General features: G+C 72.0%; 19 protein-coding genes. 5 read left to right on the top strand and 14 right to left on the bottom strand.

Annotated elements, in window-relative coordinates; translation table 11 throughout:
- Positions 1-10: 10 nt before the first annotated feature.
- From ABD998_RS12930 to ABD998_RS12900, 7 genes are all read right to left on the bottom strand, one after another.
- On the bottom strand, positions 11-2,827 hold the full coding sequence (locus tag ABD998_RS12930; RefSeq protein ID WP_345439782.1) for an FtsK/SpoIIIE family DNA translocase: 2,817 nt from the start codon (positions 2,825-2,827) through the stop codon (positions 11-13).
- Between the two features lie 110 nt (positions 2,828-2,937).
- Positions 2,938-4,614, bottom strand: coding sequence for a ribonuclease J (locus ABD998_RS12925; protein WP_345439780.1), 1,677 nt, complete (start codon positions 4,612-4,614; stop codon positions 2,938-2,940).
- Between the two features lie 81 nt (positions 4,615-4,695).
- A complete protein-coding gene (gene dapA / locus ABD998_RS12920) occupies positions 4,696-5,673 on the bottom strand; it encodes a 4-hydroxy-tetrahydrodipicolinate synthase (RefSeq protein ID WP_345439778.1) in 978 nt (325 codons plus the stop codon).
- Positions 5,674-5,721: 48 nt separating this feature from the next.
- On the bottom strand, positions 5,722-6,231 hold the full coding sequence (locus ABD998_RS12915) for a dihydrofolate reductase (protein ID WP_345439776.1): 510 nt from the start codon (positions 6,229-6,231) through the stop codon (positions 5,722-5,724).
- Positions 6,232-6,234: 3 nt separating this feature from the next.
- A complete protein-coding gene (locus ABD998_RS12910; protein WP_345439774.1) occupies positions 6,235-7,044 on the bottom strand; it encodes a thymidylate synthase in 810 nt (269 codons plus the stop codon).
- Between the two features lie 67 nt (positions 7,045-7,111).
- Positions 7,112-7,690 (bottom strand): DUF4395 domain-containing protein, encoded by a 579-nt coding sequence (locus ABD998_RS12905; protein ID WP_345439772.1) that lies wholly within the window; start codon positions 7,688-7,690, stop codon positions 7,112-7,114.
- Complete coding sequence (locus ABD998_RS12900; protein WP_345439770.1) at positions 7,683-8,120, bottom strand: thioredoxin family protein; 438 nt, start codon at positions 8,118-8,120, stop codon at positions 7,683-7,685. Before ABD998_RS12900 ends, ABD998_RS12905 begins: the two co-directional genes overlap by 8 nt.
- Positions 8,121-8,263: 143 nt before the next feature.
- On the opposite strand from ABD998_RS12900, the gene ABD998_RS12895 reads away from it, so the two are divergent.
- The gene (locus ABD998_RS12895) at positions 8,264-8,686 is read left to right on the top strand and encodes an OsmC family protein (protein ID WP_345439768.1); all 423 of its coding nucleotides are present in this window, start codon (positions 8,264-8,266) and stop codon (positions 8,684-8,686) included.
- A gap of 5 nt (positions 8,687-8,691) precedes the next feature.
- On the top strand, positions 8,692-9,591 hold the full coding sequence (locus tag ABD998_RS12890; RefSeq protein WP_345439766.1) for a TIGR01777 family oxidoreductase: 900 nt from the start codon (positions 8,692-8,694) through the stop codon (positions 9,589-9,591).
- Positions 9,592-9,615: 24 nt separating this feature from the next.
- On the opposite strand, the gene ABD998_RS12885 is transcribed toward ABD998_RS12890, so the two are convergent.
- Together ABD998_RS12885 and ABD998_RS12880 are read right to left on the bottom strand one after the other, a co-directional pair.
- Positions 9,616-10,062, bottom strand: coding sequence for a hypothetical protein (locus ABD998_RS12885; protein ID WP_425562979.1), 447 nt, complete (start codon positions 10,060-10,062; stop codon positions 9,616-9,618).
- An 8-nt stretch (positions 10,063-10,070) separates the two neighbouring features.
- A complete protein-coding gene (locus tag ABD998_RS12880; RefSeq protein WP_345439762.1) occupies positions 10,071-10,880 on the bottom strand; it encodes a 4-hydroxy-tetrahydrodipicolinate reductase in 810 nt (269 codons plus the stop codon).
- Positions 10,881-11,249: 369 nt separating this feature from the next.
- On the opposite strand from ABD998_RS12880, the gene ABD998_RS12875 reads away from it, so the two are divergent.
- A complete protein-coding gene (locus ABD998_RS12875; RefSeq protein WP_345439760.1) occupies positions 11,250-12,092 on the top strand; it encodes a DUF559 domain-containing protein in 843 nt (280 codons plus the stop codon).
- A gap of 155 nt (positions 12,093-12,247) precedes the next feature.
- On the opposite strand, the gene ABD998_RS12870 is transcribed toward ABD998_RS12875, so the two are convergent.
- The 3 genes from ABD998_RS12870 to ABD998_RS12860 form a co-directional block, all read right to left on the bottom strand.
- Positions 12,248-12,850, bottom strand: coding sequence for a histidine phosphatase family protein (locus ABD998_RS12870; protein ID WP_345439758.1), 603 nt, complete (start codon positions 12,848-12,850; stop codon positions 12,248-12,250).
- A 109-nt stretch (positions 12,851-12,959) separates the two neighbouring features.
- Entirely contained in the window at positions 12,960-14,027 is a 1,068-nt protein-coding gene (locus ABD998_RS12865; protein WP_345439756.1) for an aldo/keto reductase, read from the bottom strand.
- 157 nt (positions 14,028-14,184) lie between these two features.
- A complete protein-coding gene (locus tag ABD998_RS12860) occupies positions 14,185-16,458 on the bottom strand; it encodes a polyribonucleotide nucleotidyltransferase (RefSeq protein ID WP_345439754.1) in 2,274 nt (757 codons plus the stop codon).
- A gap of 249 nt (positions 16,459-16,707) precedes the next feature.
- Between ABD998_RS12860 and ABD998_RS12855 the strand changes: the two genes are divergently transcribed.
- On the top strand, positions 16,708-18,684 hold the full coding sequence (locus ABD998_RS12855; protein WP_345439752.1) for a GDSL-type esterase/lipase family protein: 1,977 nt from the start codon (positions 16,708-16,710) through the stop codon (positions 18,682-18,684).
- Between the two features lie 6 nt (positions 18,685-18,690).
- The gene (locus ABD998_RS12850) at positions 18,691-19,314 is read left to right on the top strand and encodes a DedA family protein (RefSeq protein ID WP_345439750.1); all 624 of its coding nucleotides are present in this window, start codon (positions 18,691-18,693) and stop codon (positions 19,312-19,314) included.
- 61 nt (positions 19,315-19,375) lie between these two features.
- On the opposite strand, the gene ABD998_RS12845 is transcribed toward ABD998_RS12850, so the two are convergent.
- Both ABD998_RS12845 and ABD998_RS12840 read right to left on the bottom strand, forming a co-directional pair.
- Positions 19,376-20,017, bottom strand: coding sequence for a CE1759 family FMN reductase (locus ABD998_RS12845; RefSeq protein ID WP_345439748.1), 642 nt, complete (start codon positions 20,015-20,017; stop codon positions 19,376-19,378).
- A gap of 3 nt (positions 20,018-20,020) precedes the next feature.
- Positions 20,021-21,259 carry an LLM class flavin-dependent oxidoreductase gene (locus ABD998_RS12840; protein ID WP_345439746.1) on the bottom strand — a complete coding sequence of 413 codons (1,239 nt, stop codon included), beginning with the start codon at positions 21,257-21,259 and terminating at the stop codon, positions 20,021-20,023.
- Between the last annotated feature and the right edge of the window lie 55 nt (positions 21,260-21,314).

Raw genomic sequence — 21,314 nt, 5'->3', positions numbered from 1 at the left:
CAGCCGGCCGTCAGTAGCGCGGCTCGTCGCGCCCGGTGAGACTCCAGGCGTCTTCGGACTCCGACTCGTCGATCTCCTCGCGACCGGCGAACTGCGCCTCGATGGGGTCGTCGGCGTAGCGGTCGTCCGCCGACGGGTCGTCGATCCGGGGAGCCGGCGCCTCGTCGTCCGCGTCCGGCGCCGTGGGTGCGGAGCCGGCCGGCGGCTCGTCGCCGCGCAGCTTCGCGAGGACCCCGGGCAGCTGCTCGGGCGTCACGAGCACGTCGCGCGCCTTGGAGCCCTCCGAGGGACCGACGATCTCACGCGACTCGAGCAGGTCCATGAGACGCCCCGCCTTGGCGAAGCCCACGCGCAGCTTCCGCTGCAGCATCGAGGTCGACCCGAACTGGCTCGTCACGATGAGCTCCGCCGCGGCGAGGAGGAGTTCGAGGTCGTCGCCGATGTCCTCGTCGACCTCCTTCTTCTTCGGCTCCATCGCGTCGGCCACATCCGACCGGTACTCGGGACGAGCCTGCCCCGTGACGTGCGCGACGACCTTCTCGATCTCGTCCTCGGTGACCCACGCGCCCTGCACGCGCAGCGGCTTCGACGAGCCCATCGGGGAGAACAGCGCGTCGCCCTGCCCGATCAGCTTGTCGGCGCCGCCCTCGTCGAGGATGACGCGGCTGTCGGTGACGCTCGTCACCGCGAAGGCGAGCCGCGACGGCACGTTGGCCTTGATGAGACCCGTCACGACGTTGACGGACGGACGCTGCGTCGCGAGCACGAGGTGGATGCCGGCGGCGCGCGCGAGCTGCGTGATGCGCACGATCGAGTCCTCGACGTCGCGAGGGGCGACCATCATGAGGTCGGCGAGCTCGTCGACCACGACGAGCAGGTACGGGTACGGCTTGAGCACCCGCTCGCTGCCCGCGGGGAGGTCGACCTCGCCGCGCGCGAGCGCGGCATTGAAGTCGTCGACGTGACGGAACCCGAACGACGCCAGGTCGTCGTACCGCATGTCCATCTCCTTCACGACCCACTGCAGCGCTTCCGCCGCCTTCTTCGGGCTCGTGATGATGGGGGTGATGAGGTGCGGAACGCCCGCGTAGTTCGTCAGCTCCACGCGCTTCGGGTCGACGAGCACCATGCGCACCTCGCTGGGCTTCGCGCGCATGAGGATGCTCGTGATCATCGAGTTGATGAAGCTCGACTTCCCCGAACCGGTCGAGCCCGCGACGAGGAGGTGCGGCATCTTGGCGAGGTTCGCCACGACGAACCCTCCGCCGACGTCCTTGCCGACGCCCACCGTGAGCGGATGGGCCGACTTCTGCGCCGCGGCGGAGCGCAGGACGTCGCCGAGCGCGACCGTCTCGCGGTCGGTGTTCGGGATCTCGATGCCGATGGCGCTCTTGCCGGGGATGGGCGCCAGGATGCGCACGTCGTTCGACGCGACGGCGTACGAGATGTTGCTCTGCAGCTGCGTGATGCGCTCGACGCGCACGCCGGGCGCGAGCTCGATCTCGTACTGCGTGACCGTCGGACCGCGCGAGAACCCGGTCACCTTCGCGTCGACCTTGAACTCGGCGAGGACGCGCGTCAGCTGATCGACGATGCGGTCGTTCGCCTCGCTGCGTGCGACCGACGGCGGTCCGGATGACAGAGCGGCGGGCGACGGCAGCACGTACGGGATCGCCGGCGGCTGAGGGCCGCGACCGCCCGGGCCCTCCGTGCCGAAGCCCGTGAAGCCGGGCAGCTCGTCCTCGGCGTCGTCGAGGTCGTCGCCGTCGCCCACGAGGCCGGTGCGCGCCTCGTCCGCGCGGAGGCCGGCGACCACCGCGTCGCTCAGCACCTCGGTGACCGCGTCGTGGGCCGCCGGCTGCTCGGCCGTGACGATCACCTGCTCGTAGCCGCGGTCGCCCTGCTCGGTGAGGAGCTCGGTGAGGTCCTGCGGCTCCGACACGACGTCGGGATCCTCTTCGCGGCCGGACTTGTTGCGCCGCCACCACGGCAGCGACCCTGCGTCCTCGTCGCCCTCGGCGTCGCCGAGCACCTCGGTCGGGGCGGTCTCCCCCTTCGCCGCCTTGCGCTCGGCCTTCTGCTCCGGCGTCAGGCGCTCGGCGTCGAACATCCAGACGTAGAGGTCGCCGAGACGCTGGACGATGCGGTTCGGGGGCGTCTTCGTGATGATGAGCACGCTCAGCACGGCGAGCAGCGACAGGACGATGTACGCGCCGACCTCGGTGATGAGGAACGCCATCGCCTCCGCGATGAGCCAGCCGAAGAGGCCGCCCGCCTCGCTCAGCGCCGGCATCCCCTGGACGGGCTTCGGGCGTCCTCCCGCGACGTGGAGGAAGCCCGCGATCGTGACGACGAGCATCCCGAACCCGATGCCCAGGCGGCCGTTGTCGTTGACCGACGACGGATGGCGGAACAGCCAGCCCGCGAGGATGAGCAGGAGGACGGGGAACACGAACGCCGTGCGCCCGATCAGCCCGCCGAAGGTGAACGCGCTGATGTTCGCCGCGACGTCGTCGCCGATGAGGAACCACTCGACGACGGCCCCGGCCACGGCGAGGAGCACGAGCAGCAGCGGGAAGCCGTCGCGACGCTGGTCCTTCTCGAGGGCCTCCGGTCCGAACGCGCGGAACAGTCCGCCGACGGCTCGCGCCAGGCCGTTCCAGGCGCGCACGGGGAGCGCATCGCGATCGGCCTCGTCGGCGTAGCGCTTCGGGGCGGGGTCCGCCGCCTTCTTGCGCGAGCGCGGAGACACCGCGGCCTCCTCCTTGGAGGTCGCGCGGCTGCTCCGGGATCCCGGAGTCTTGGGCGCAGCGGACGTACGTGGCATTGCTCCACGGTACGTCGCCCCGCCGACATCCGCCGGGAACGACCCGGGGCCGAGGCGGATTCACCGCCCCGGCCCCGGTCACGATCCGGTCTCGAGCCGACTCGTGCGCGTCACGCCTCGATGACGAGGGGGACGATCATCGGGCGGCGGCGGAGCGACTGGTTCACCCAGCGGCCGATCGTCCGGCGCACCGTCTGCGACAGTGCATGGTTGTCGCGCACGCCCTTCTGGGCCGCCTCCTCGAGCGCCGCGACGATCTTCGGCTTGACCTTGTCGAAGACGCGGTCGTCCTCCGCGATGCCGCGCGCATGGATCTCGGGGCCCGTGATGATCTTGCCCGTCTGCGAGTCCACCACGATGATGACCGAGACGAAGCCCTCCTCGCCCAGCGTGCGGCGGTCCTTGAGGTCGGCGTCGGTGATGGCGCCCACGCTCGACCCGTCGACGTACACGAAGCCGAGGTCGAGCTGGCCGGCCACGCGCGCGACGCCGTCCTTGAGATCGACGATCGTCCCGTTCGAGCCGATGATGGTGCGCTCGGCGGGGATGCCGGTGTCCTGCGCGAGCTTGGCGCTCGCCATCAGGTGACGGTATTCGCCGTGGACCGGGAGCACGTTGCGCGGCTTGAGGATGTTGTAGCAGTAGAGCAGCTCGCCCGCCGCGGCGTGACCCGAGACGTGCACCTTGGCGTTGGCCTTGTGCACGACGTTGGCGCCGAGCTTGGTGAGGCCGTCGATGACGCGGTACACAGCGTTCTCGTTGCCGGGGATGAGACTCGAGGCGAGGATGACCGTGTCGCCGGGACCCGGCTCGATCTCGTGGTCGAGGTTGGCCATCCGGCTCAGGACGGCCATCGGCTCGCCCTGCGACCCCGTCGACATGTAGACGATCTTGCTGTCCGGGATGTCGCGCGCCTTCTTGTAGTCGACGAGCACGCCGTCCGGCACGTTGAGGTAGCCGAGGTCGGCGGCGATCGTCATGTTGCGCACCATCGAGCGTCCGAGGAGCGCCACGCGGCGGCCGTTGGCGGCGGCGGCGTCGAGCACCTGCTGCACGCGGTGCACGTGGCTCGAGAAGCTCGCCACGATGACGCGGCCCGTCGTCTTCGAGATCACCTGGTCGAGGACGGGGCCGATCTGCCGCTCCTGCGGCGTGAAGCCGGGGACGTCGGCGTTCGTCGAGTCGGGGAGGAACAGGTCGATGCCCTCCTCGCCCAGACGGGCGAAGGCCCGCAGGTCGGTGAGGCGGCCGTCGAGGGGCAGCTGGTCCATCTTGAAGTCGCCCGTGTGCAGCACGAGGCCGGCCCCCGTCCGCACGGCGACGGCGAGCGCATCGGGGATGGAGTGGTTGACCGCGACGAACTCCATCTCGAACGCGCCGGTCTCCCATATCTCCCCCTCCTGCACGACGTGCGAGACGGGCGTGATGCGGTGCTCCTTGAGCTTCGCCGCGACGAGCGCCAGCGTGAGCGCCGAGCCGAAGAGCGGGATGTCGGGCCGCAGCCTGAGGAGGTACGGCACGGCGCCGATGTGGTCCTCGTGGCCGTGCGTGAGCACGAGGCCCGCGATGTCGTCGAGTCGGCCCTTGAGCGGCTCCATGTCGGGGAGGATGAGGTCGACGCCCGGCTGGTGCTCCTCGGGGAAGAGCACGCCGCAGTCGACGATGAGGATCTCGCCGTCGTACTCGTACGTCGTCATGTTGCGCCCGACCTCGCCGAGTCCGCCCAGGGGCGTGACACGCAGGGTTCCTGGTGCGAGGTCGGCAGGTTCGGAGACCGGTGTGGACATGGTCCGCCTTCCGGGATGCCCCACGGCATCCGGTTCGTCGTATTCGGTGTTGTCGCGACGACCGGTGCCGCCGCGGAAGCGTCAGCGCGTCGTGCCGGCGATCTTCGGCAGCGCTCCGCCCGCTGCCGCGTTGCGGTCGGGGCGGAAGTTGGAGAAGTCGACGCCGTCGACGTCCTTCACGAGGGCGAGCTCGTCCTCGATGATCGCGGCCTCCCATTCCTCCGGCCCCACGAGGGGCAGGCGGACGCGGGGGCTGGAGATGCGGCCGAGGCCGTGCAGCACGTACTTGGCCGCGACGGTGCCGGGCACATGCGTCATGACGGCGCGCACGAGCGGCTCGAGCTTCCTGTGCTGCGCGGTCGCGGCGGCCAGGTCGCCGCGGTTGACGGCGTCCACGATCGTCCGGTACGGACCGGAGACGATGTTGGCCGTCACGCCGATGAGCCCCGTGGCGCCGATCGCGAGCGAGGGCAGCACGTTGGCGTCGTCGCCGGAGAAGTACAGCAGATCGGTCTGGTTGAGCACGCGGCTCACCTCGCTCAGGTCGCCCTTGGCGTCCTTCACGGCCAGGATGTTCGGGTGCTTGGCGAGCCGCAGGATCGTCTCGTACTTGAGCGGGATGCCCGTGCGGCCCGGGATGTCGTACATGATCACCGGCAGGTCGGTCGAGTCGGCGATGAGCCGGAAGTGCGTGAGCACGCCCGCCTGCGTCGGCTTGTTGTAGTACGGCGTGACGATCATGATGCCGTCGGCGCCGGCCTTCTCGCTCTTCTGGTAGAGGTCGATGGCGTGGGCGGTCTCGTTCGACCCGCCGCCCGTGATGATCTTCGCGCGACCTGCGGCGACGTCCTTGCCGACCTCGACGAGGCGGAGCTTCTCGGGGTCTGTGAGCGTCGACGTCTCGCCCGTCGTGCCGGTCACGACGATGCCGTCCGCACCCTGCTGGATGCACGCGTCGATGTGCTTCTCGACGCCGGGCCAGTCGACCTCGCCGTCGGCCGTCATCGGGGTGACGAGCGCGACGAGAACCTGTCCGAACGGGTTGCCCTGGTGCGTCATGGCATCAAGGTTATCGTCTCGCGGCGACGCTCCTCCGCAGGGCGGCCGTCAGAGAGCGCGACGGTACACGAGGAAGCGGTACCTGGTGCCCGTGCGGCTCTCCAGCCATCCGCTCCGGTCGGCGGGCTCGGAGCGCACGACCTCCCACGTCTCGTCCACATCCGGCGCGTACGCGTCGCCCTCGACATCGACGTCGACCTCGGTGACCCAGAGCTCGTCGGCGATGTCCATCGCCTGCGCGTAGATCTCGGCGCCGCCGATGATCCACACCTCGTCGTCGATCCGCTCGGCGGCGCGCACGGCGTCGTCGAGGGAGTGGACGACCTCGGCGCCGTCGGCCTGGAACGCGGCGTCCCGCGTGACGACGATGTTGGGGCGTTCGGGCAGCGGCCGGAAGCGCTCGGGGAACGACAGCCACGTCTTCCGGCCCATCACGACGGGCAGCCCCGTGGTGGCGCGCCGGAAGTAGGCCATGTCCTCGGGGAGCTGCCACAGCATGCCGCCGTCGGCGCCGATGGCCCCCGTCCGCGACTGCGCCCAGATCGAGCGGATGGTCACGGCTCAGACCGCCACGGCGGCGCGGATGGCCGGATGATGGCGGTAGTCCTCCACGACGAAGTCGTCGTACTCGTAGTCGAAGAGGCTCTCGGGCGTGCGGGCGAAGCGGAGCGCGGGGTACGGGTACGGGTCGCGCGCGAGCTGCTCCGCGACCTGCTCGCGGTGGTTGTCGTAGATGTGGCAGTCGCCTCCCGTCCAGACGAAGTCGCCGGGCTCGAGGCCCGTCTGCTGCGCGACCATGAGGGTGAGCAGGGCGTAGGAGGCGATGTTGAACGGCACCCCGAGGAAGAGGTCGGCGCTGCGCTGGTAGAGCTGGCAGCTGAGCCGCCCGTCGGCGACGTAGAACTGGAAGAGGGCGTGGCACGGCGGGAGCGCCATGTCGTCGACCTCCGCCGGGTTCCACGCCGTGACGATGTGGCGGCGGCTGTCGGGGTTGGCCTTCAGCTGCGCGACGACCTTCGCGATCTGGTCGATGCTCTCGCCCGTGGGCGTCGGCCACGAGCGCCACTGCACGCCGTACACGGGGCCGAGCTCGCCGTCGTCGTCGGCCCACTCGTCCCAGATCGAGACGCCGTGCTCCTGCAGCCAGCGCACGTTCGACGATCCGCGCAGGAACCACAGCAGCTCGTACGCGACCGACTTGAAGTGCACGCGCTTCGTCGTGATGAGAGGGAACCCCGCGCTCAGGTCGTACCGGAGCTGACGGCCGAAGACGCTCGTCGTGCCCGTCCCCGTGCGGTCGTCCTTGTGCGTGCCGTTCGCGAGCACGTCGCGCAGGAGATCTTCGTAGGGGGTCGGGATGGCGCCGCTCATGCCCACAAGGCTAGCTCGGATGGCGGGCGCAGGCTCGGGCCGTGGGCGTCGGCCATCCGACGTCCGCTCAGGCCGCCCGCTCGCGGCCGATGAGGCCGGCGCGCTGCAGGAGGAGGTAGATCTGGCAGCCGAGGCAGAACCCGAACGCGGCGTTGAGGAAGGCCGCCACGAAGGCCGCGGCCGCCGCGATTGGCAGCGCCCAGGGCACCCCCGCGAGGTGCAGCACGAGGCCGATGCCCGTGACGAGAAGGCCGACGCCCTGCGCGAAACGGGGAGGGCGCGGGTCCTCGAGCTCCGTCGGAGGTGCGAGACGGGGGCGGACGACGGTGCGGAACAGCGCACCCCACGGCGCCGTCCGCGGTGAGAGGACGCTCCAGAGGAACAGCAGCGCGACGACGAGCACCGCGACGAATCCCGCATCGGCCGCGCGCTCGGCGACGGACGCGCGCGTGAGCGCGGAAAGGTCTCCCGACGTGAACTGCGCGTTCGCGAGCGGCTGATACGCGAACCACCCGAACGACGCGCTCACGGTGCCCGTCGCGTTGCCGATGAAGGCGAGGAACGTCGCGACGAGCAGGAGCGCGCTCGTGATGGCGGCGGCGAAGCGCGGTCCGCGCGGATCGATCCCTGCGGTGGCGTCAGACATGCGTGATCCCTTCCAGGGCGTCGAGCTCGTGCGCGACGGTATGGCGAGCGGGGGCGCCCGCGATGCGGGCGCGGGGCACGCCGTGCGCGTCGAGCACGAGCGTCGTGGGGGTCTGGAGCACCCGGAACCGCTGGGCGATGTCGGGCCGGTGCGTGAGGTCCACGTCGACGTGGACGACGCCCTCCCGCTCCCGGGCGACCTCGGAGAGGAGACGGCGCACGCCCGGGCAGCGCGCGCACAGCTCCGTGCTGAACTGCACGAGCGTCGCGCGTTCGCCGAACGCGTCACCGGGGAGTGCCAGCGCCGACGGCTCGACGGCGCCCGCGTGCACGGCGCGGGCGCGGCCATCCCGTCGGCGCAGCACGATGCCCGCGATCGTCGCGGCGACGACGATCGCGGCGATGACGAGGAGGGCGGCGGTCGGGGACATCGCCTCCACGGTATTCGGGCGCGGAGCCCCGGGGGCCGAGGTGGCGGAATATGACACGTCGGGCGCGTGCGCAAGCCGTTCCCCGGCGCGGGCTGCGCGGATAGGCTGGCCGCGACCATCCGCCCCCGATCCGGAGGACCGACATGACCGTCACGAGCGAAGCCAGCACCGCGTGGAGCGGAACCCTCTTCGAGGGATCGGGGACCGTCTCGTTCTCCTCGGGGATCGGTGCGTTCCCCGTGAACTGGAAGGCCCGCAGCGAGGGCTCGGACAGCACCACGACCCCGGAGGAGCTGATCGCAGCCGCGCATTCGTCGTGCTTCAGCATGGCGCTCTCGAACGCGCTGGCCGAGAACGGCACCCCGCCCGAGCGCATCGACACGACCGCGTCGGTGACCTTCAAGCCCGGCACGGGCATCACGGGCAGCCACCTCAACGTCGACGCGGTCGTTCCCGGGCTCGACGCGGAGCGCTTCCAGGAGATCGCGGAGGGGGCCAAGGCGGGCTGTCCCGTGTCCCAGGCCCTCGCGGGCATCGAGATCTCCCTCGAAGCCACGCTCTCCTGACCGCGATGACCGCCGAGCCGCTCGCCCGGGTCGTCGTCGCGGGGTCGTCCGGGCTCATCGGCCGCGCTCTCGTCGACGCGCTCCGGGCGGACGGCACGGCCGTCACGCGGCTCGTGCGCCGTGCGCCCACCGCACCCGACGAGGTCAGATGGCTCGACGCGCCGAGCCTCGACCCGGCGGTGCTCGACGGCGCGGACGCCGTCGTCAACCTCTGCGGCGCGAGCGTCGGGCGCCTGCCGTGGACGGCGGGCTACCGCCGCGAGCTCGTCGCGTCGCGGTTGACGCCCACGCGCGTGCTCGCGCGCGCGGTGTCGCACCTCGACCGGCCGCCTCTCCTCGTGTCGGCGAGCGCGTCGGGCTACTACGGCTCCGCGCCGGGTCGCCCCCTCGACGAGGGATCCGCGCCGGGTGACGGGTTCCTCGCACGGCTCTGCGTCGACTGGGAGGAGGCGGCGCGCGAGGCCGGCGACCGAGTCGCCCTCCTCCGCACGGCGCCGCTCGTCCATCCCGCCGCCCTCCTCAAGCCGCTCGTCCCCCTCGCGAGGGCCGGCCTCGCTGGTCCACTGGGGTCGGGTCGCCAGATCTGGGCGTGGATCTCGCTCGAGGACGAGGTGCGCGCCATCCGGCACGTGCTCGCCCACCGTCTCACCGGCCCCGTGAACCTCGCCGGCCCCTCCGCCGCCAGCGCATCCGAGCTCGTCGGCGCGCTCGCGCGGCGCCTCGGGCGGCCGTTCCTCGTACCGGCTCCGGCATGGGCGCTGCGCACGCTGCTCGGGCGCGACTTCGCCGAGGCGATGCTGCTCGCCGATGCCGACGTCGCACCGAGCGCCCTGCGGGCGAGCGGGTTCTCGTTCGTGCAGGACACCGTCGAGGCCGCGATCGCCGCGGCGGTGCCCGCGCGCTGAGCCGGGTTCAGGCAGGCGGCCGGCTCAGGCGGCCTCTGCGCGTTCGCGGCGGATGGCCTCGCGCACGGCGGAGCGGGCGCGCTTCGTGTCGCCCGCTGCCGAGTAGGCCAGGCTGAGGCGGTACCACGCGCGCCAGTCGGCCTCGTCCGCCTCGACCTGCGCGCGGTACACGGGGAAGAGCGCGTCGCCGTCGGCGCGCGTCGGGCGACCGCTCGGCGACGTCTCGACGGCCTCGGTCGGCAGGCCCCCTTCGCTCTCGAGCCGGCGCGCGAGACGCTCGGCGCGCCATCCGAACCACAGCTCGCGACCGAGGGCCCAGAGCGCGATGAGCGGGAGGACGATCATGGCGGCGCCCATGACGACGAGCACGGGCTCGCCCTCGTCGAGGCCCGCGACGAGCGCGGCCACGGCGCGCTGGCCGACGACGAGGATGTAGAGGAGGAGGAGCGCGGCCATCACGGCCACGCCCACGCGGAGCCTCACGCGCCCGTCGCCCGCGCCGCCTGGCCGCCGGGTGTCGAGCCGTCGTCGACAGGCGCCGCCGCGGAGGTGCGGGGCACGCCGATGCCGATGTCGATGAAGCTCTCGAGACCCACGACGACGCCCGTCGCAGCGAGCGCGGCCGGCACCGCGATGCGGATGCCCGGCGCGTACGCCGCCGCCGGCTCGACCGTGTCGTGCACGACCGTGAGCGACTCTCCAGGGCCCGAGAGGACGACCTCCTGGCGCGCGACGACGCCGGGGCGCCGGAGCGAGTGGACGGGAACGCTCGCGACCTGCTGCCCTCGCGCCCGCTGGTCCGCGAAAGGCGCCTCGACGGGCGTGCGGCGGGAGGCGGCGATGAGCTCGGCGGTGCGGACGGCCGTTCCGCTCGGCGAGTCGATCTTCGTGTCGCGGTGCGCCTCGACGATCTCCGCGAACGGGAAGAAGGGCGCCGCCGCCGCGGCGAGCGCGGTGCCGAGCACGGAGCCGAGCGAGAAGTTCGGGATGAAGACCGCGGCCGTCCCCGCCTCAGCGACGACGGGGCGGATGAGCGCGATGCGCTCCGCCGACCATCCGCTCGTGCCGACGAGGACGTTGAGCCCGCGCGCGGCGGCCGCCCGCACGACGTCGATGCTCGCCGCCGGAGTCGAGGCGTCGATGACGAGGTCGGCGCCGTCGAGCTCGGACAGGTCGCTGCGCGAGCCGAGCACGGCCGCGACCTCGAAGCCGTCCATTCCGTCGACGACCTCGCGGATGATGCCTCCGAGCTTGCCTGTGCCGCCGACGAGGGCCACGCGTGTCGTCATGATCCCATCCTAGGCCGGGCCGGGAATCGGACCGGAGGGGCGCATGCCATCCCCTGCGGCGGACACGCCGGCACCCGCCCCAGCCATCCGAATGCCGGGACCGGGACGAGGACGGCCCCGACGGGACGGCCCCAGCAGACCCGCCGCTGGACCCGCGATTCGGGCCGGCGGTTCGGATGCCGCTCCCTGCGCTCAATACGCCTCCACCGGCCCCAGCCATCCGAATGCAGGCACAGGGACGGGACGGGACGGGGACGAGCAGGGGACGCGAGGGCATCCTCCCGTCCACAGGCACGCGACACGCGGCGTCGGCTCCCCGATCCGCCCACGCCCTCCCCCGCCGGGCGAGCCGCCGGCGACGCTGACGGGATGCAGCCCTCCGAGATCGCCGCCCGCGTCGCCGACAGCGGCGGCGTCGTCCGAACCCGGCAGCTCCGGTCGGTCGGCGCCACTCGCCGAGATCTGCGACGCGCACGCGATGCCGAGGCCGTCCGCTCCATCCGGCCCGGTGTGTTCGCGACACCCGACGTCGATGCGCAGGTCCTGACGGCCGCAGAGCACGGCGGGATGCTGTGCTGCGCCTCCGTCCTCGAGAAGCTCGGCGTATGGACACTCGACTCCTCCGTCGTGCACGTCGCGCTCGGCGCGCACGGGCGGCAGCGTGCGCACCCCGCATGCGCATGCGTCGCGCATTGGGATGACGGTCCCTCCGGATACGGACTGGTCGACATCGTGCGCGCGCTCGTGCAGCTCGCACGCTGCCAGGGCGACGAAGCGTTCTTCGCGGCGTTCGAATCCGCCTGGGCGCTGCGGCTCCTCACGCGCCGACAGCGCGCATCGGTGCGCGCGCAGCTGGACGCCCGCCAACGGCGACTGGTCGACCTCGCGCGAGGCGATGCGGGCAGCGGCCTCGAATCGATCCTGCGCCTCAGACTCCTCCGCCTCGGGATCGCCGTGCGAAGCCAGGTCGTGATCGACGGCGTCGGGCGCGTCGACTTCGTCCTCGGCAGCGGCATCATCCTCGAAGTGGATGGCCGCGGAAACCACGACGGTGCGGTCATGCGGCACAAGGATCTCGTGCGCGACGCGAATGCCGCCGCCCGCGGCTACATCACGCTGCGCTTCGACTACGCCCTCGTGCTCTACGACTGGCCGCTCGTGGAGGCCGCCATCCTCGGTGCGCGAGCATCCCTCCGTCGCGCCCGCGGATAGCGGCCGGTCGCGTCCGGCACGAGCGGCGAGAGCACCCGGGGCCGGGAATCGGACCGGCGGGGCGGATGTCATCCCCTGCGCCCGACACGCCGGCACCAGCCCCAGCCATCCGAATGCCGGGACAGGGGCGCACCGCGCGGGACGGCCGCCGCGGCTCAGACCGGAGGGGTCTCCGGGAGGCCGGTGCGGAGCTCGAACGGCAGGTGCGCGAGATCGTTGTGCGAAATGAGGTTCCAGGGCCGGCCCTGCTTCTGCGCGATGATCGTGAGCCCGCAGTTCGCCTGGTTGAGGGTCATCCACCGCCAGTCGGGGGCGCCGAGCACCTCGCGCACGAACCACGCGATGACGAAGTTGTGCGTGATGATGAGCTCGTGCACGTCGCCGTTCTTGCGGACGAGGAACTCCGTCATGGCGTCGGCCATCTGCGCGCGGCCCGCCTCGATCTCCTCCTCCGTGATGGCGCCGAAGAACGGCTCGAACACGGCCGGCGTCTCGTCGGTCATCCCCGTCGGCACGCAGTCGAACAGGAGAGCGTGCGGCTGGGGGTCCACGGCGGGCATCCGGCCGGCGACGATGCGCGCCGTCTCGGCCGCACGTGCGAGGGGCGAGTGCCACACGGCATCGAAGGGCACGCCGGAGAGCCGGTCGGCGAGCAGCGACGCCTGACGCTCGCCGCGCGGCGAGAGCGGACCATCCTCGAGCCCGTGCTCGGCATGCTGGTGCTCGCCGTGGCGGACGAGGTAGATGTAGTGCGTCATCCGACCCCCTCTTCGACCGCACCCGTGGCCCGCGTGGCGCGGGCGTCTTCCACCCTATGTCACCCCTCCGGGCTGCCCGCCGCCCGTTACGCCGAACGCGGAATCCGGCTCAGTCGACGGCCCGCGCGAGGTCGGCTCGGTGCGCGCGCCCGAGCCGCACGCCGACGCCCCGCACGAGCTCGTCGACGTGCGACGCCGTGAACGCGTTCACGATCGGCGCGACGACGCCGTGCTGCGCCAGCAGCCACGCGACGGCGACGGCGGCGTGCGGAAGCTCCAGCTCCCCCGCGACGACGTCGAGCGCCTTGAGCGCCCTCGCCCCGCGCCGGTTCATGAGCTTCGACAGCTGCTCGGCGCGCACGGAGTGCCCGATGCCGAGCCGGCTACGGTGCATCCCCGACAGGAATCCGTGCTCGAGGGCGTGCGACGGCGTCACGGCGAGTCCCTGCGCGCCCGCGACGAACCGCATGTCCCCCTCGTACTCGCCGCGGCGCATGAGGTTGTAGGGGACGTCGACCGCCTCGATGCGCGGGTATCCGGCCGAGCTCAGGATGCGCGCCTCGACGAGCTGCTCGGGGGTGAGCCCGTAGGCTCCGATCGCGCGGACCTTGCCCTTCTCGACGAGCCACTCGGCCGTCGCGAGCGCGTCTTCGAGCGAGGCGAGCGGGAAGCTCGACGCATCCAGGTAGAGCAGATCGATGCGATCGCTCGCGAGACGCTCCAGCGACGCCTCGACGGCCCGGACGAGGTTGACCGATCCGAGCCCGGGGTTGTCGGGATGGGCACCGACGCGCACGGCGAACACGATGTCGTCGCGGACGCCGCGAGACGCCGCCCACTGGCCGAGGATGAACTCGCTCCGGCCGGCGCCGAACCGGTCGGAGGTGTGGAGCGCGTTGCCGCCGAGCTCCGCGTAGCGGTCGAGCACGGCGAACGCGGCGGCCCGGTCGATGTTCCACCCGAACTCGGCACCGCCGAGCATGAGCGGGAAGACCGCGAGCTCGGAGCCCCCGACCGCGGTGCGCACTCCGGCCCCGACCCCCGGCCCCTGCGTCGGCAGCGGCGCGGACGGGTGGGCCGCGACCGTCTGGATCGCCTGGGTGGCGACGTCGAGGTGGGCGCGCGCGTCGACGGGGCCGTGCGCCCCGACCCGCTCATGCGGCGACCCAGGTTCCATGTCGCTCCTCGTGGGGTGCGACGGACCCGCCCATCCCCTCCCCCCATTGAACCGGATGGCCGCGTCCGACCCGGTCGGCACGCCATAACGCTTTCATCACACCGGATGCGCGGAGGGCCGGTCGCGCATGCGCGACCGGCCCTCCGTGCGGACGGGATCAGACCTCGGCGGGAGCCTCCGCGGGCGCCTCGGCGGAGTCCGACTCCTCGTCGACGATCTCGAGCGACAGCTTGCCGCGGTCGTCGACCTTCGAGATGCGCACGAGGATCTTCTGACCCACGCTGACGACGTCCTCGATCGCCTCGACGCGCTTGCCGCCGTTGAGCTTGCGCAGCTCGGTGACGTGCAGCAGCCCGTCCTTGCCGGGCAGCAGCGAGACGAAAACGCCGAACTTCGCGATGTTGACGGCCGTTCCGAGGAACGTGTCGCCGATCTCGGGGTTCGTCGGGTTCGCGATCGCGTTCACCTGGGCGCGGGCGGCCTCGGCCGACGGGCCGTCGGTCGCGCCGATGTAGACGGTGCCGTCCTCCTCGATGGAGATCTGCGCGCCGGTCTCATCCTGGATCGCGTTGATCGTCTTGCCCTTGGGGCCGATGAGCTCGCCGATCTTGTCGACCGGGATCTGCACGCTGATGACGCGCGGGGCCGTGGGGGCCATCTCGTCGGGGCCGTCGATGGCGGCGTTCAGCACCTCGAGGATGCGCAGACGCGCGTCCTTCGCCTGCGTGAGCGCGCCCGCGAGCACCTCCGAGGGGATGCCGTCGAGCTTCGTGTCCAGCTGGATGGCCGTGACGAACTCGCTCGTTCCGGCGACCTTGAAGTCCATGTCGCCGAGGGCGTCCTCGGCGCCGAGGATGTCGGTCAGAGCGGCGTAGCGCGTCTGGCCGTCGACCTCGTCGGACACCAGGCCCATCGCGATGCCCGCGACGGCGGCGCGAAGCGGAACGCCCGCGTTGAGGAGCGACAGGGTCGAGGCGCACACCGAGCCCATCGACGTCGAGCCGTTGGAGCCGAGGGCCTCGGACACCTGGCGGATCGCGTAGGGGAACTCCTCGCGGCTCGGGAGCACGGGCGCGAGCGCGCGCTCGGCCAGGAAGCCGTGCCCGATCTCGCGGCGCTTCGGGCTGCCCACGCGGCCGGTCTCGCCGGTCGAGTAGGGCGGGAAGTTGTAGTGGTGCATGTAGCGCTTGCTCGTCGTGGGAGACAGCGAGTCGATCTGCTGCTCCATCTTGAGCATGTTGAGCGTCGTGACGCCCATGATCTGCGTCTCGCCGCGCTGGAAGATCGCCGAGCCGTGGACGCGCGGGATGACCTGCACCTCGGCGTCGAGCGGACGGATGTCGGCGAGGCCGCGGCCGTCCATGCGGACGCCCTCCGTGAGGATGCGGCCGCGCACGATCTTCTTCGTGACGGACTTGTACGCCGCGCCGAACTCGAGCGGTGCCGCGACGGGGAGCTCGCCCGCCTCGACCTTCTCGACGAGGGCGGCCTTGACGCGGGCCTTGACCTCGTCGTCGGCCGACTGGCGCTCCTGCTTGTCGGCGATCAGGTAGACCTTCTCGAGGTCGGCCTGGGCCTGGGCGGCGACGAAGTCGTACGTCTCCTGGCTGTACGCCGGGAAGACGGGGAACTCCAGCGGGGCCTTCGACGACTTCGCGGCCATCTCGGCCTGCGCCGCGACGAGCTGCTTGATGAAGGGCTTGGAGGCCTCGAGGCCCTGCGCGACGATCTCCTCACTCGGCTTCGTGGCGCCCGACTTGATGAGGTTCCAGCTCGCCTCGGTCGCCTCGGCCTCGACCATCATGATGGCGACGTCCTCGGAGCCGTCGGCGTCCGTGACCACTCGACCGGCGACGACGAGGTCGAACACGGCCGATTCGAGCAGCTCGGCGTTGGGGAACGCGACCCACTGGTCGGCGTTGCCGGCCTGGCCCGGGATGAGCGCGAGGCGCACGCCGGCGATGGGGCCGGAGAACGGCAGACCGGAGATCTGCGTCGACGCCGACGCCGCGTTGATCGCGAGAGCGTCGTAGAACTCGCCCGGCGCGATCGAGAGCACCGTCACGACGATCTGGATCTCGTTGCGGAGGCCGTCGACGAACGACGGACGCAGCGGACGGTCGATGAGGCGGCACACGAGGATGGCCTCTGTGGAGGGGCGGCCTTCGCGGCGGAAGAACGAGCCGGGGATCTTGCCGGCGGCGTACGAGCGCTCCTCGACGTCGACCGTCAGGGGGAAGAAGTCGAAGCCCTCGCGGGGGTTCTTCGACGCGCTGGTGGCCGAGAGGAGCATCGTCTCCTCGTCGAGGTACGCGGCGACGGCGCCCTGCGCCTGCTGCGCGAGACGGCCGGTCTCGAAGCGGATGGTGCGGGTGCCGAAGCGTCCGTTGTCGAGAACGGCCTCGGCTGCGGTGATTTCAGGACCTTCCAAGAGGTCTCTCCTTCTTTGTTTACCCTCGCCCCTCCGTGTGACGGGCGAGTCATGCAGGACGCGAGAAGGCGTCCAGGGCGCGGCGCGACACCGCGGGTCCGCAGAATGCTGACCGTGCCACCCTACCAGGAGCCGCGATCGCGCCCTCCGTCGACGTCTGCGTGAACGAGCGCGGCCATCCGGTGAACATCGCGCGAACCGCTCGCGAAACCGCCGCCGGCAGCCATGCGGCGGCGTCACCCTGGAGACGTGAGAGTCGCCGTCTTCGCGGAGAGCTTCCTCCCCCACATGAACGGGGTGACGAACTCCGTCCTCCAGGTGCAGCGCCGTCTCGAGGCGCAGGGTCACGAGACCCTCGTCGTCGCCCCGCGGGCGGCCGGGCAGCGGCCGGGCCGGGTGGCCGACGGGACCGCGTTCCTCGCGTCCGTCCCGCTCCCCTCCTACCCCGATGTGCGCGTCGCGCTGGCGCCGGCCCGGCGCATCCGGCGGATCCTCGAGGAGTTCCGTCCCGACGTCGTGCATCTCGCGTCTCCCTTCGTGCTCGGATGGCAGGCGCTGGCCGCAGCCGACGCACTGCGGATCCCGACGGTCGCCGTCTACCAGACCGACGTCGTCGCATACACGGAGCGCTACGGCGTCCCCGGCGCCGCGACCGCCGCCGCCGCGCACGTCGCCCGCCTCCACCGGCGCGCCACGCTCACGCTCGCGCCGTCCTCGGCCGCCGAGCAGCAGCTCGGCGCGCTCGGCGTCGACCGGCTCGCGCGCTGGGGGCGCGGCGTCGACGCCGCACGGTTCTCGCCCTCGCGGCGCTCGGAGGAGTGGCGTCGATCGATCGCGCCCGGCGAGCGGATCGTGGGCTACATGGGTCGTCTCGCACCGGAGAAGCAGGTGGAGGATCTGCGCGTGCTGTGCGGGATCCCCGGCACGCGCCTCGTCGTCGTGGGCGACGGGCCGGAACGCGCGCGCCTCGAGCGCGCGCTGCCCGGAGCGGTCTTCACGGGATTCCTCGGCGGCGACGACCTCGCCGCGGCCCTCGCCAGCTTCGACGTGTTCGTCCATCCTGGCGAGAGCGAGACGTTCTGCCAGACCGTGCAGGAGGCCCTCGCGAGCGGCGTGCCGGTCGTCGCGACGGGGCGGGGCGGCCCCGTCGACCTCGTGCGCAGCAGCGTCGACGGATGGCTCTACCGTCCGGGAGACCTCGACGACCTGAGGGCGCGCGTCGACGATCTCCTGGGCGACGACGCCAAGCGCCGCTCCTTCGCAGAGGCCGCGCACGCGAGCGTGCAGCACCGCACGTGGGACGCCGTCACGGGGCAGCTCGTCGGGCACTACCGCGAGGCAGGCCGCCTGCGCGGCTACGACGACGCGCTGCTCGTCCGCGGCGCGACGCGCCCGCTCGCACCCCGACCCCCGGCGCAGCGGCGCCGGTGGAGCACGTTCGTCGCGCTGGGCGACTCCCTGACGGAGGGCCTGTGCGACTCCTCGCGCATGAGGGAGGGGCTCTACCGCGGCTGGGCCGACCGCCTGGCGTCGCTCCTCGCGCAGAACGCCGAGACGCCCTTCCGCTACGCCAACCTCGCCGTGCGCAGCCGCCGTGTGCGCGACCTCGTGACGACGCAGACGCCGCAGGCGATCGCCCTGCGCCCCGACCTCGTCTCGATCCTCATGGGCGCCAACGACCTCGTCGGTCACGGCGCCGATCCCGTCGCACTCGCCCGAGAGCTCGAGCGCGTCGTGCGCGACATCCGCGCGACGGGCGCGGACGTGCTCCTCGTCACGCCGTTCCTCCCCCGCCGGCGGGCTGTGATGCTGTTCGCCCGCCGGTTCGCGGCGTTCGCGCACGAGATCCGCCGCATCGCCGCCGAGACGGGATCGCTCCTGCTCGATGTGGAGGCGCTCCCCGAGCTCGGCGACCTCTCGATGTACGCCGAGGACAAGGTGCACCTGCGCTCACGCGGACACCGTCTGCTCGCCTACCGTGCCGCCGAGGTCGTCGGCATCCCCCACGCCGCCGCCCTGAGCGGGCTGGACGACGCGCTGCACGCCGACGACGACGAGCCGGGCCCCGGCTGGGTGCGCAAGCACGCGCTGCCCTGGATCTGGCGGAGGCTGCGAGGACGGACCGCGGGCGACGGGCTCGGTCCCAAGCACGACGCGCTCGTGACGGTGCCGGGGCGGGGCCTGGGCGACGGGAGCCCGCTGCCTGCGCCGCCCTTGGGCGGCTGAGCGGACGTGCTGGACGACGCGCTCGGCGCGCTCGACCACGTCGTCGGAGCGCTCGCGGGCGACCCCTGGGCCCTCGCGATCCTGTTCGGCCTCGTCTTCGCCGATGCCTTCCTCGTCGTCGTGCCGGGCGAGATCGCGGTCACGGTGCTCGGCGCGGTCGCCCTGGGTCACGAGGGGCCTCCCCTGTGGGCCGTCATCGGCGTCGCGGCGGCCGGCGCGTTCGCCGGCGACGCCGCATGCTATGCGGTCGGACGGCGCTTCCACCCCCGCCAGTGGCCGCTCATGCGCCGCCCGCGCTTCCGGCGCACGCTCGCGTGGGCGGAGCGGAGACTCGAGGGGCATGTCGCGGTCGCCGTCTTCACGGTGCGCTTCATCCCGTTCGCCCGTCTCGTCGTGAACCTCGCTGCGGGCGCTGCCCGCATCCCGGCATCGCGCTACCTGCCGGTCTCGGCGGGCGCTGCGCTCGCCTGGGCGGCGTACCAGGCTCTCGTCGGCGCAGCGGTCGGCGCGGTCGTGCCGGGTGGGCCGGTGCCCGCTGTGCTCGTGTCGATCGTCGTGGCGCTCGCGCTCGGCTGGCTGGCCGACGCCGCCGTCTCCCGCTGGGCGCCGAGCGGAGCGGCTGGGCGATGAGACGCAGGAGGCCCCGGTCTTCCCGGACCGGGGCCTCCTGCGGGACGATCCTCCCGCGGTCTCAGCGGCCGATGCCGCCCAGCAGCGTCTCGAACGAGCCGCCCTCGCCGAGGTAGCTCTCCGGCGAGAACGGATCGGCCTTCTCGCTCTCGCCGCGACCAGCCACGGCGTCGGCGAGCTCACGGGCTCCGCGGTCGATGCGCTTCTGCAGCGGCGCGACGCGGTCCGCCCCCTGGCCCCAGTCGTCGGAGGCCGCGAAGACGCCCGTCGGCACGGGCTCGGCGTGCAGGTAGGTGAACAGCGGGCGGATGGCGTAGTCGATGGCGAGCGAGTGCCGCGGCGTGCCCGCCGTGGCGCCGAGGAGCACGGGCGTCCCCTCGATCGCGTCGCGGTCGAGCACGTCGACGAACGACTTGAACAGCCCGGAGTACGACGTCGAGAAGATCGGCGTGACCGCGATGATCGCGTCGGCCGCCGCCACGGACGCCATGACCTCGGCGAGCGGCTTCGGGGCGAACCCCGTGAGCATGTTGTTCATGATGTCGTGCGCGTAGTCGCGGAGCTCGAAGACCGAGACCTCCGTCTCGACACCGCGTGCGTCGAGATCGTCGAGCACGGCTCGCGTCAGACGATCCGCGAGGAGTCGGGTCGATGAGGGATCCGAGATCCCCGCGGAGAGGACGACGAGGCGTCGGGCGGCCACGGGTCAGCGCCCCGTCGCCGCGGCGCCGAACGCCGCACCGGGCTTCGCGGCCTCGACCGCGTCGGTGTCCTGGTAGGGCGACCCGCCCGTGACGTTGTCGCCGCGGTTGGCGTTCGGGCGCGGCTGACGGGGCTCGGCGTCGCCGTACTTCGCCTTCACGCGCGCGGCGTGGGTCGGCGCATCCGGAACCGACGACGGACGGTTCTGCGCGAGCTCCCTGCGCAGGACCGGCACGACGTCCTGGCCGAGGAAGTCGATCTGCTCGAGCACGGTCTTGAGCGGAAGTCCCGCGTGGTCGGCGAGGAAGAGCTGGCGCTGGTAGTCGCCGAAGGTGTTGCGCATCGCGGCGTAGCGATCGATCACCTGCTGCGGCGAGCCGACCGTCAGCGGCGTCATCTCGGTGAAGTCCTCCATGGCGGGGCCGTTTCCGTACACGGGGGCGGCGTCGAAGTAGGGGCGGAACTGCCGCACGGCGTCCTGCGAGCTCTTCGCGATGAACACCTGGCCGCCGAGGCCCACGATCGCCTGCTCCGGCGTGCCGTGGCCGTAGTGCGCGTACCGCTGGCGGTAGAGGTTGATGAGCCGCTGGTAGTGCTCCTTGGGCCAGAAGATGTTGTTCGCGAAGAAGCCGTCGCCGTAGTAGGCGGCCTGCTCGGCGATCTCGGGCGTGCGGATGGAGCCGTGCCAGACGAACGGCTTGACGTCGTCGAGCGGCCGCGGCGTCGAGGTGAAGCCCTGCAGCGGGGTGCGGAACGCCCCCTCCCAGTCGACGACGTCCTCCGTCCACAGGCGGTGCAGCAGGTTGTAGTTCTCGATCGCGAGCTGCAGTCCCTGGCGGATGTCCTTGCCGAACCAGGGGTAGACGGGGCCCGTGTTGCCGCGCCCCATCATGAGGTCCATCCGACCGCCCGACACGTGCTGCAGCATCGCATAGTCCTCCGCGATGCGCACGGGGTCGTTGGTCGTGATGAGCGTCGTCGACGTCGAGACGACGAGACGCTCGGTCTGCGCGGCGATCGCGGCGAGGGTCGTCGTGGGCGACGACGAGAAGAAGGGCGGGTTGTGGTGCTCGCCGAGCGCGAACACGTCCAGCCCCGCCTCCTCGGCGTGCTTCGCGATCGTGATGACGTCGCGGATGCGCTCGGCCTCGCTCGGGGTGCGGCCCGTCGTGGGGTCGCGCGTGACGTCGCTGACGGACATGAGACCGAACTGCATCCCTGCCCACGGGGTCTGGTCGCTCATGGTTTCCTCCCAATCCGACGTCGGTCGCCCGCCCGTCATTTCCATGCGTTTGAAT

The sequence above is a fragment of the Microbacterium gilvum genome (genome assembly GCF_039543865.1).
Classification (GTDB): domain Bacteria; phylum Actinomycetota; class Actinomycetes; order Actinomycetales; family Microbacteriaceae; genus Microbacterium; species Microbacterium gilvum.
The sequence above is the reverse complement of the archived record's forward strand: the minus strand, read 5'-3'. Positions and strand labels throughout refer to the sequence as shown.

Excerpts from the sequence above, each read along its gene's own strand:
- ABD998_RS12890 (WP_345439766.1), top strand. The coding sequence starts at position 8,692 with ATGACCGCCGAGCCGCTCGCCCGGGTCGTCGTCGCGGGGTCGTCCGGG.
- ABD998_RS12880 (WP_345439762.1), bottom strand. The coding sequence starts at position 10,880 with ATGACGACACGCGTGGCCCTCGTCGGCGGCACAGGCAAGCTCGGAGGC.
- ABD998_RS12900 (WP_345439770.1), bottom strand. The coding sequence starts at position 8,120 with ATGTCCCCGACCGCCGCCCTCCTCGTCATCGCCGCGATCGTCGTCGCC.
- ABD998_RS12875 (WP_345439760.1), top strand. The coding sequence starts at position 11,250 with ATGCAGCCCTCCGAGATCGCCGCCCGCGTCGCCGACAGCGGCGGCGTC.
- ABD998_RS12840 (WP_345439746.1), bottom strand. The coding sequence starts at position 21,259 with ATGAGCGACCAGACCCCGTGGGCAGGGATGCAGTTCGGTCTCATGTCC.
- ABD998_RS12910 (WP_345439774.1), bottom strand. The coding sequence starts at position 7,044 with ATGAGCGGCGCCATCCCGACCCCCTACGAAGATCTCCTGCGCGACGTG.
- dapA (WP_345439778.1), bottom strand. The coding sequence starts at position 5,673 with ATGACGCACCAGGGCAACCCGTTCGGACAGGTTCTCGTCGCGCTCGTC.
- ABD998_RS12925 (WP_345439780.1), bottom strand. The coding sequence starts at position 4,614 with ATGTCCACACCGGTCTCCGAACCTGCCGACCTCGCACCAGGAACCCTG.
- ABD998_RS12870 (WP_345439758.1), bottom strand. The coding sequence starts at position 12,850 with ATGACGCACTACATCTACCTCGTCCGCCACGGCGAGCACCAGCATGCC.
- ABD998_RS12895 (WP_345439768.1), top strand. The coding sequence starts at position 8,264 with ATGACCGTCACGAGCGAAGCCAGCACCGCGTGGAGCGGAACCCTCTTC.
- ABD998_RS12930 (WP_345439782.1), bottom strand. The coding sequence starts at position 2,827 with ATGCCACGTACGTCCGCTGCGCCCAAGACTCCGGGATCCCGGAGCAGC.
- ABD998_RS12865 (WP_345439756.1), bottom strand. The coding sequence starts at position 14,027 with ATGGAACCTGGGTCGCCGCATGAGCGGGTCGGGGCGCACGGCCCCGTC.
- ABD998_RS12905 (WP_345439772.1), bottom strand. The coding sequence starts at position 7,690 with ATGTCTGACGCCACCGCAGGGATCGATCCGCGCGGACCGCGCTTCGCC.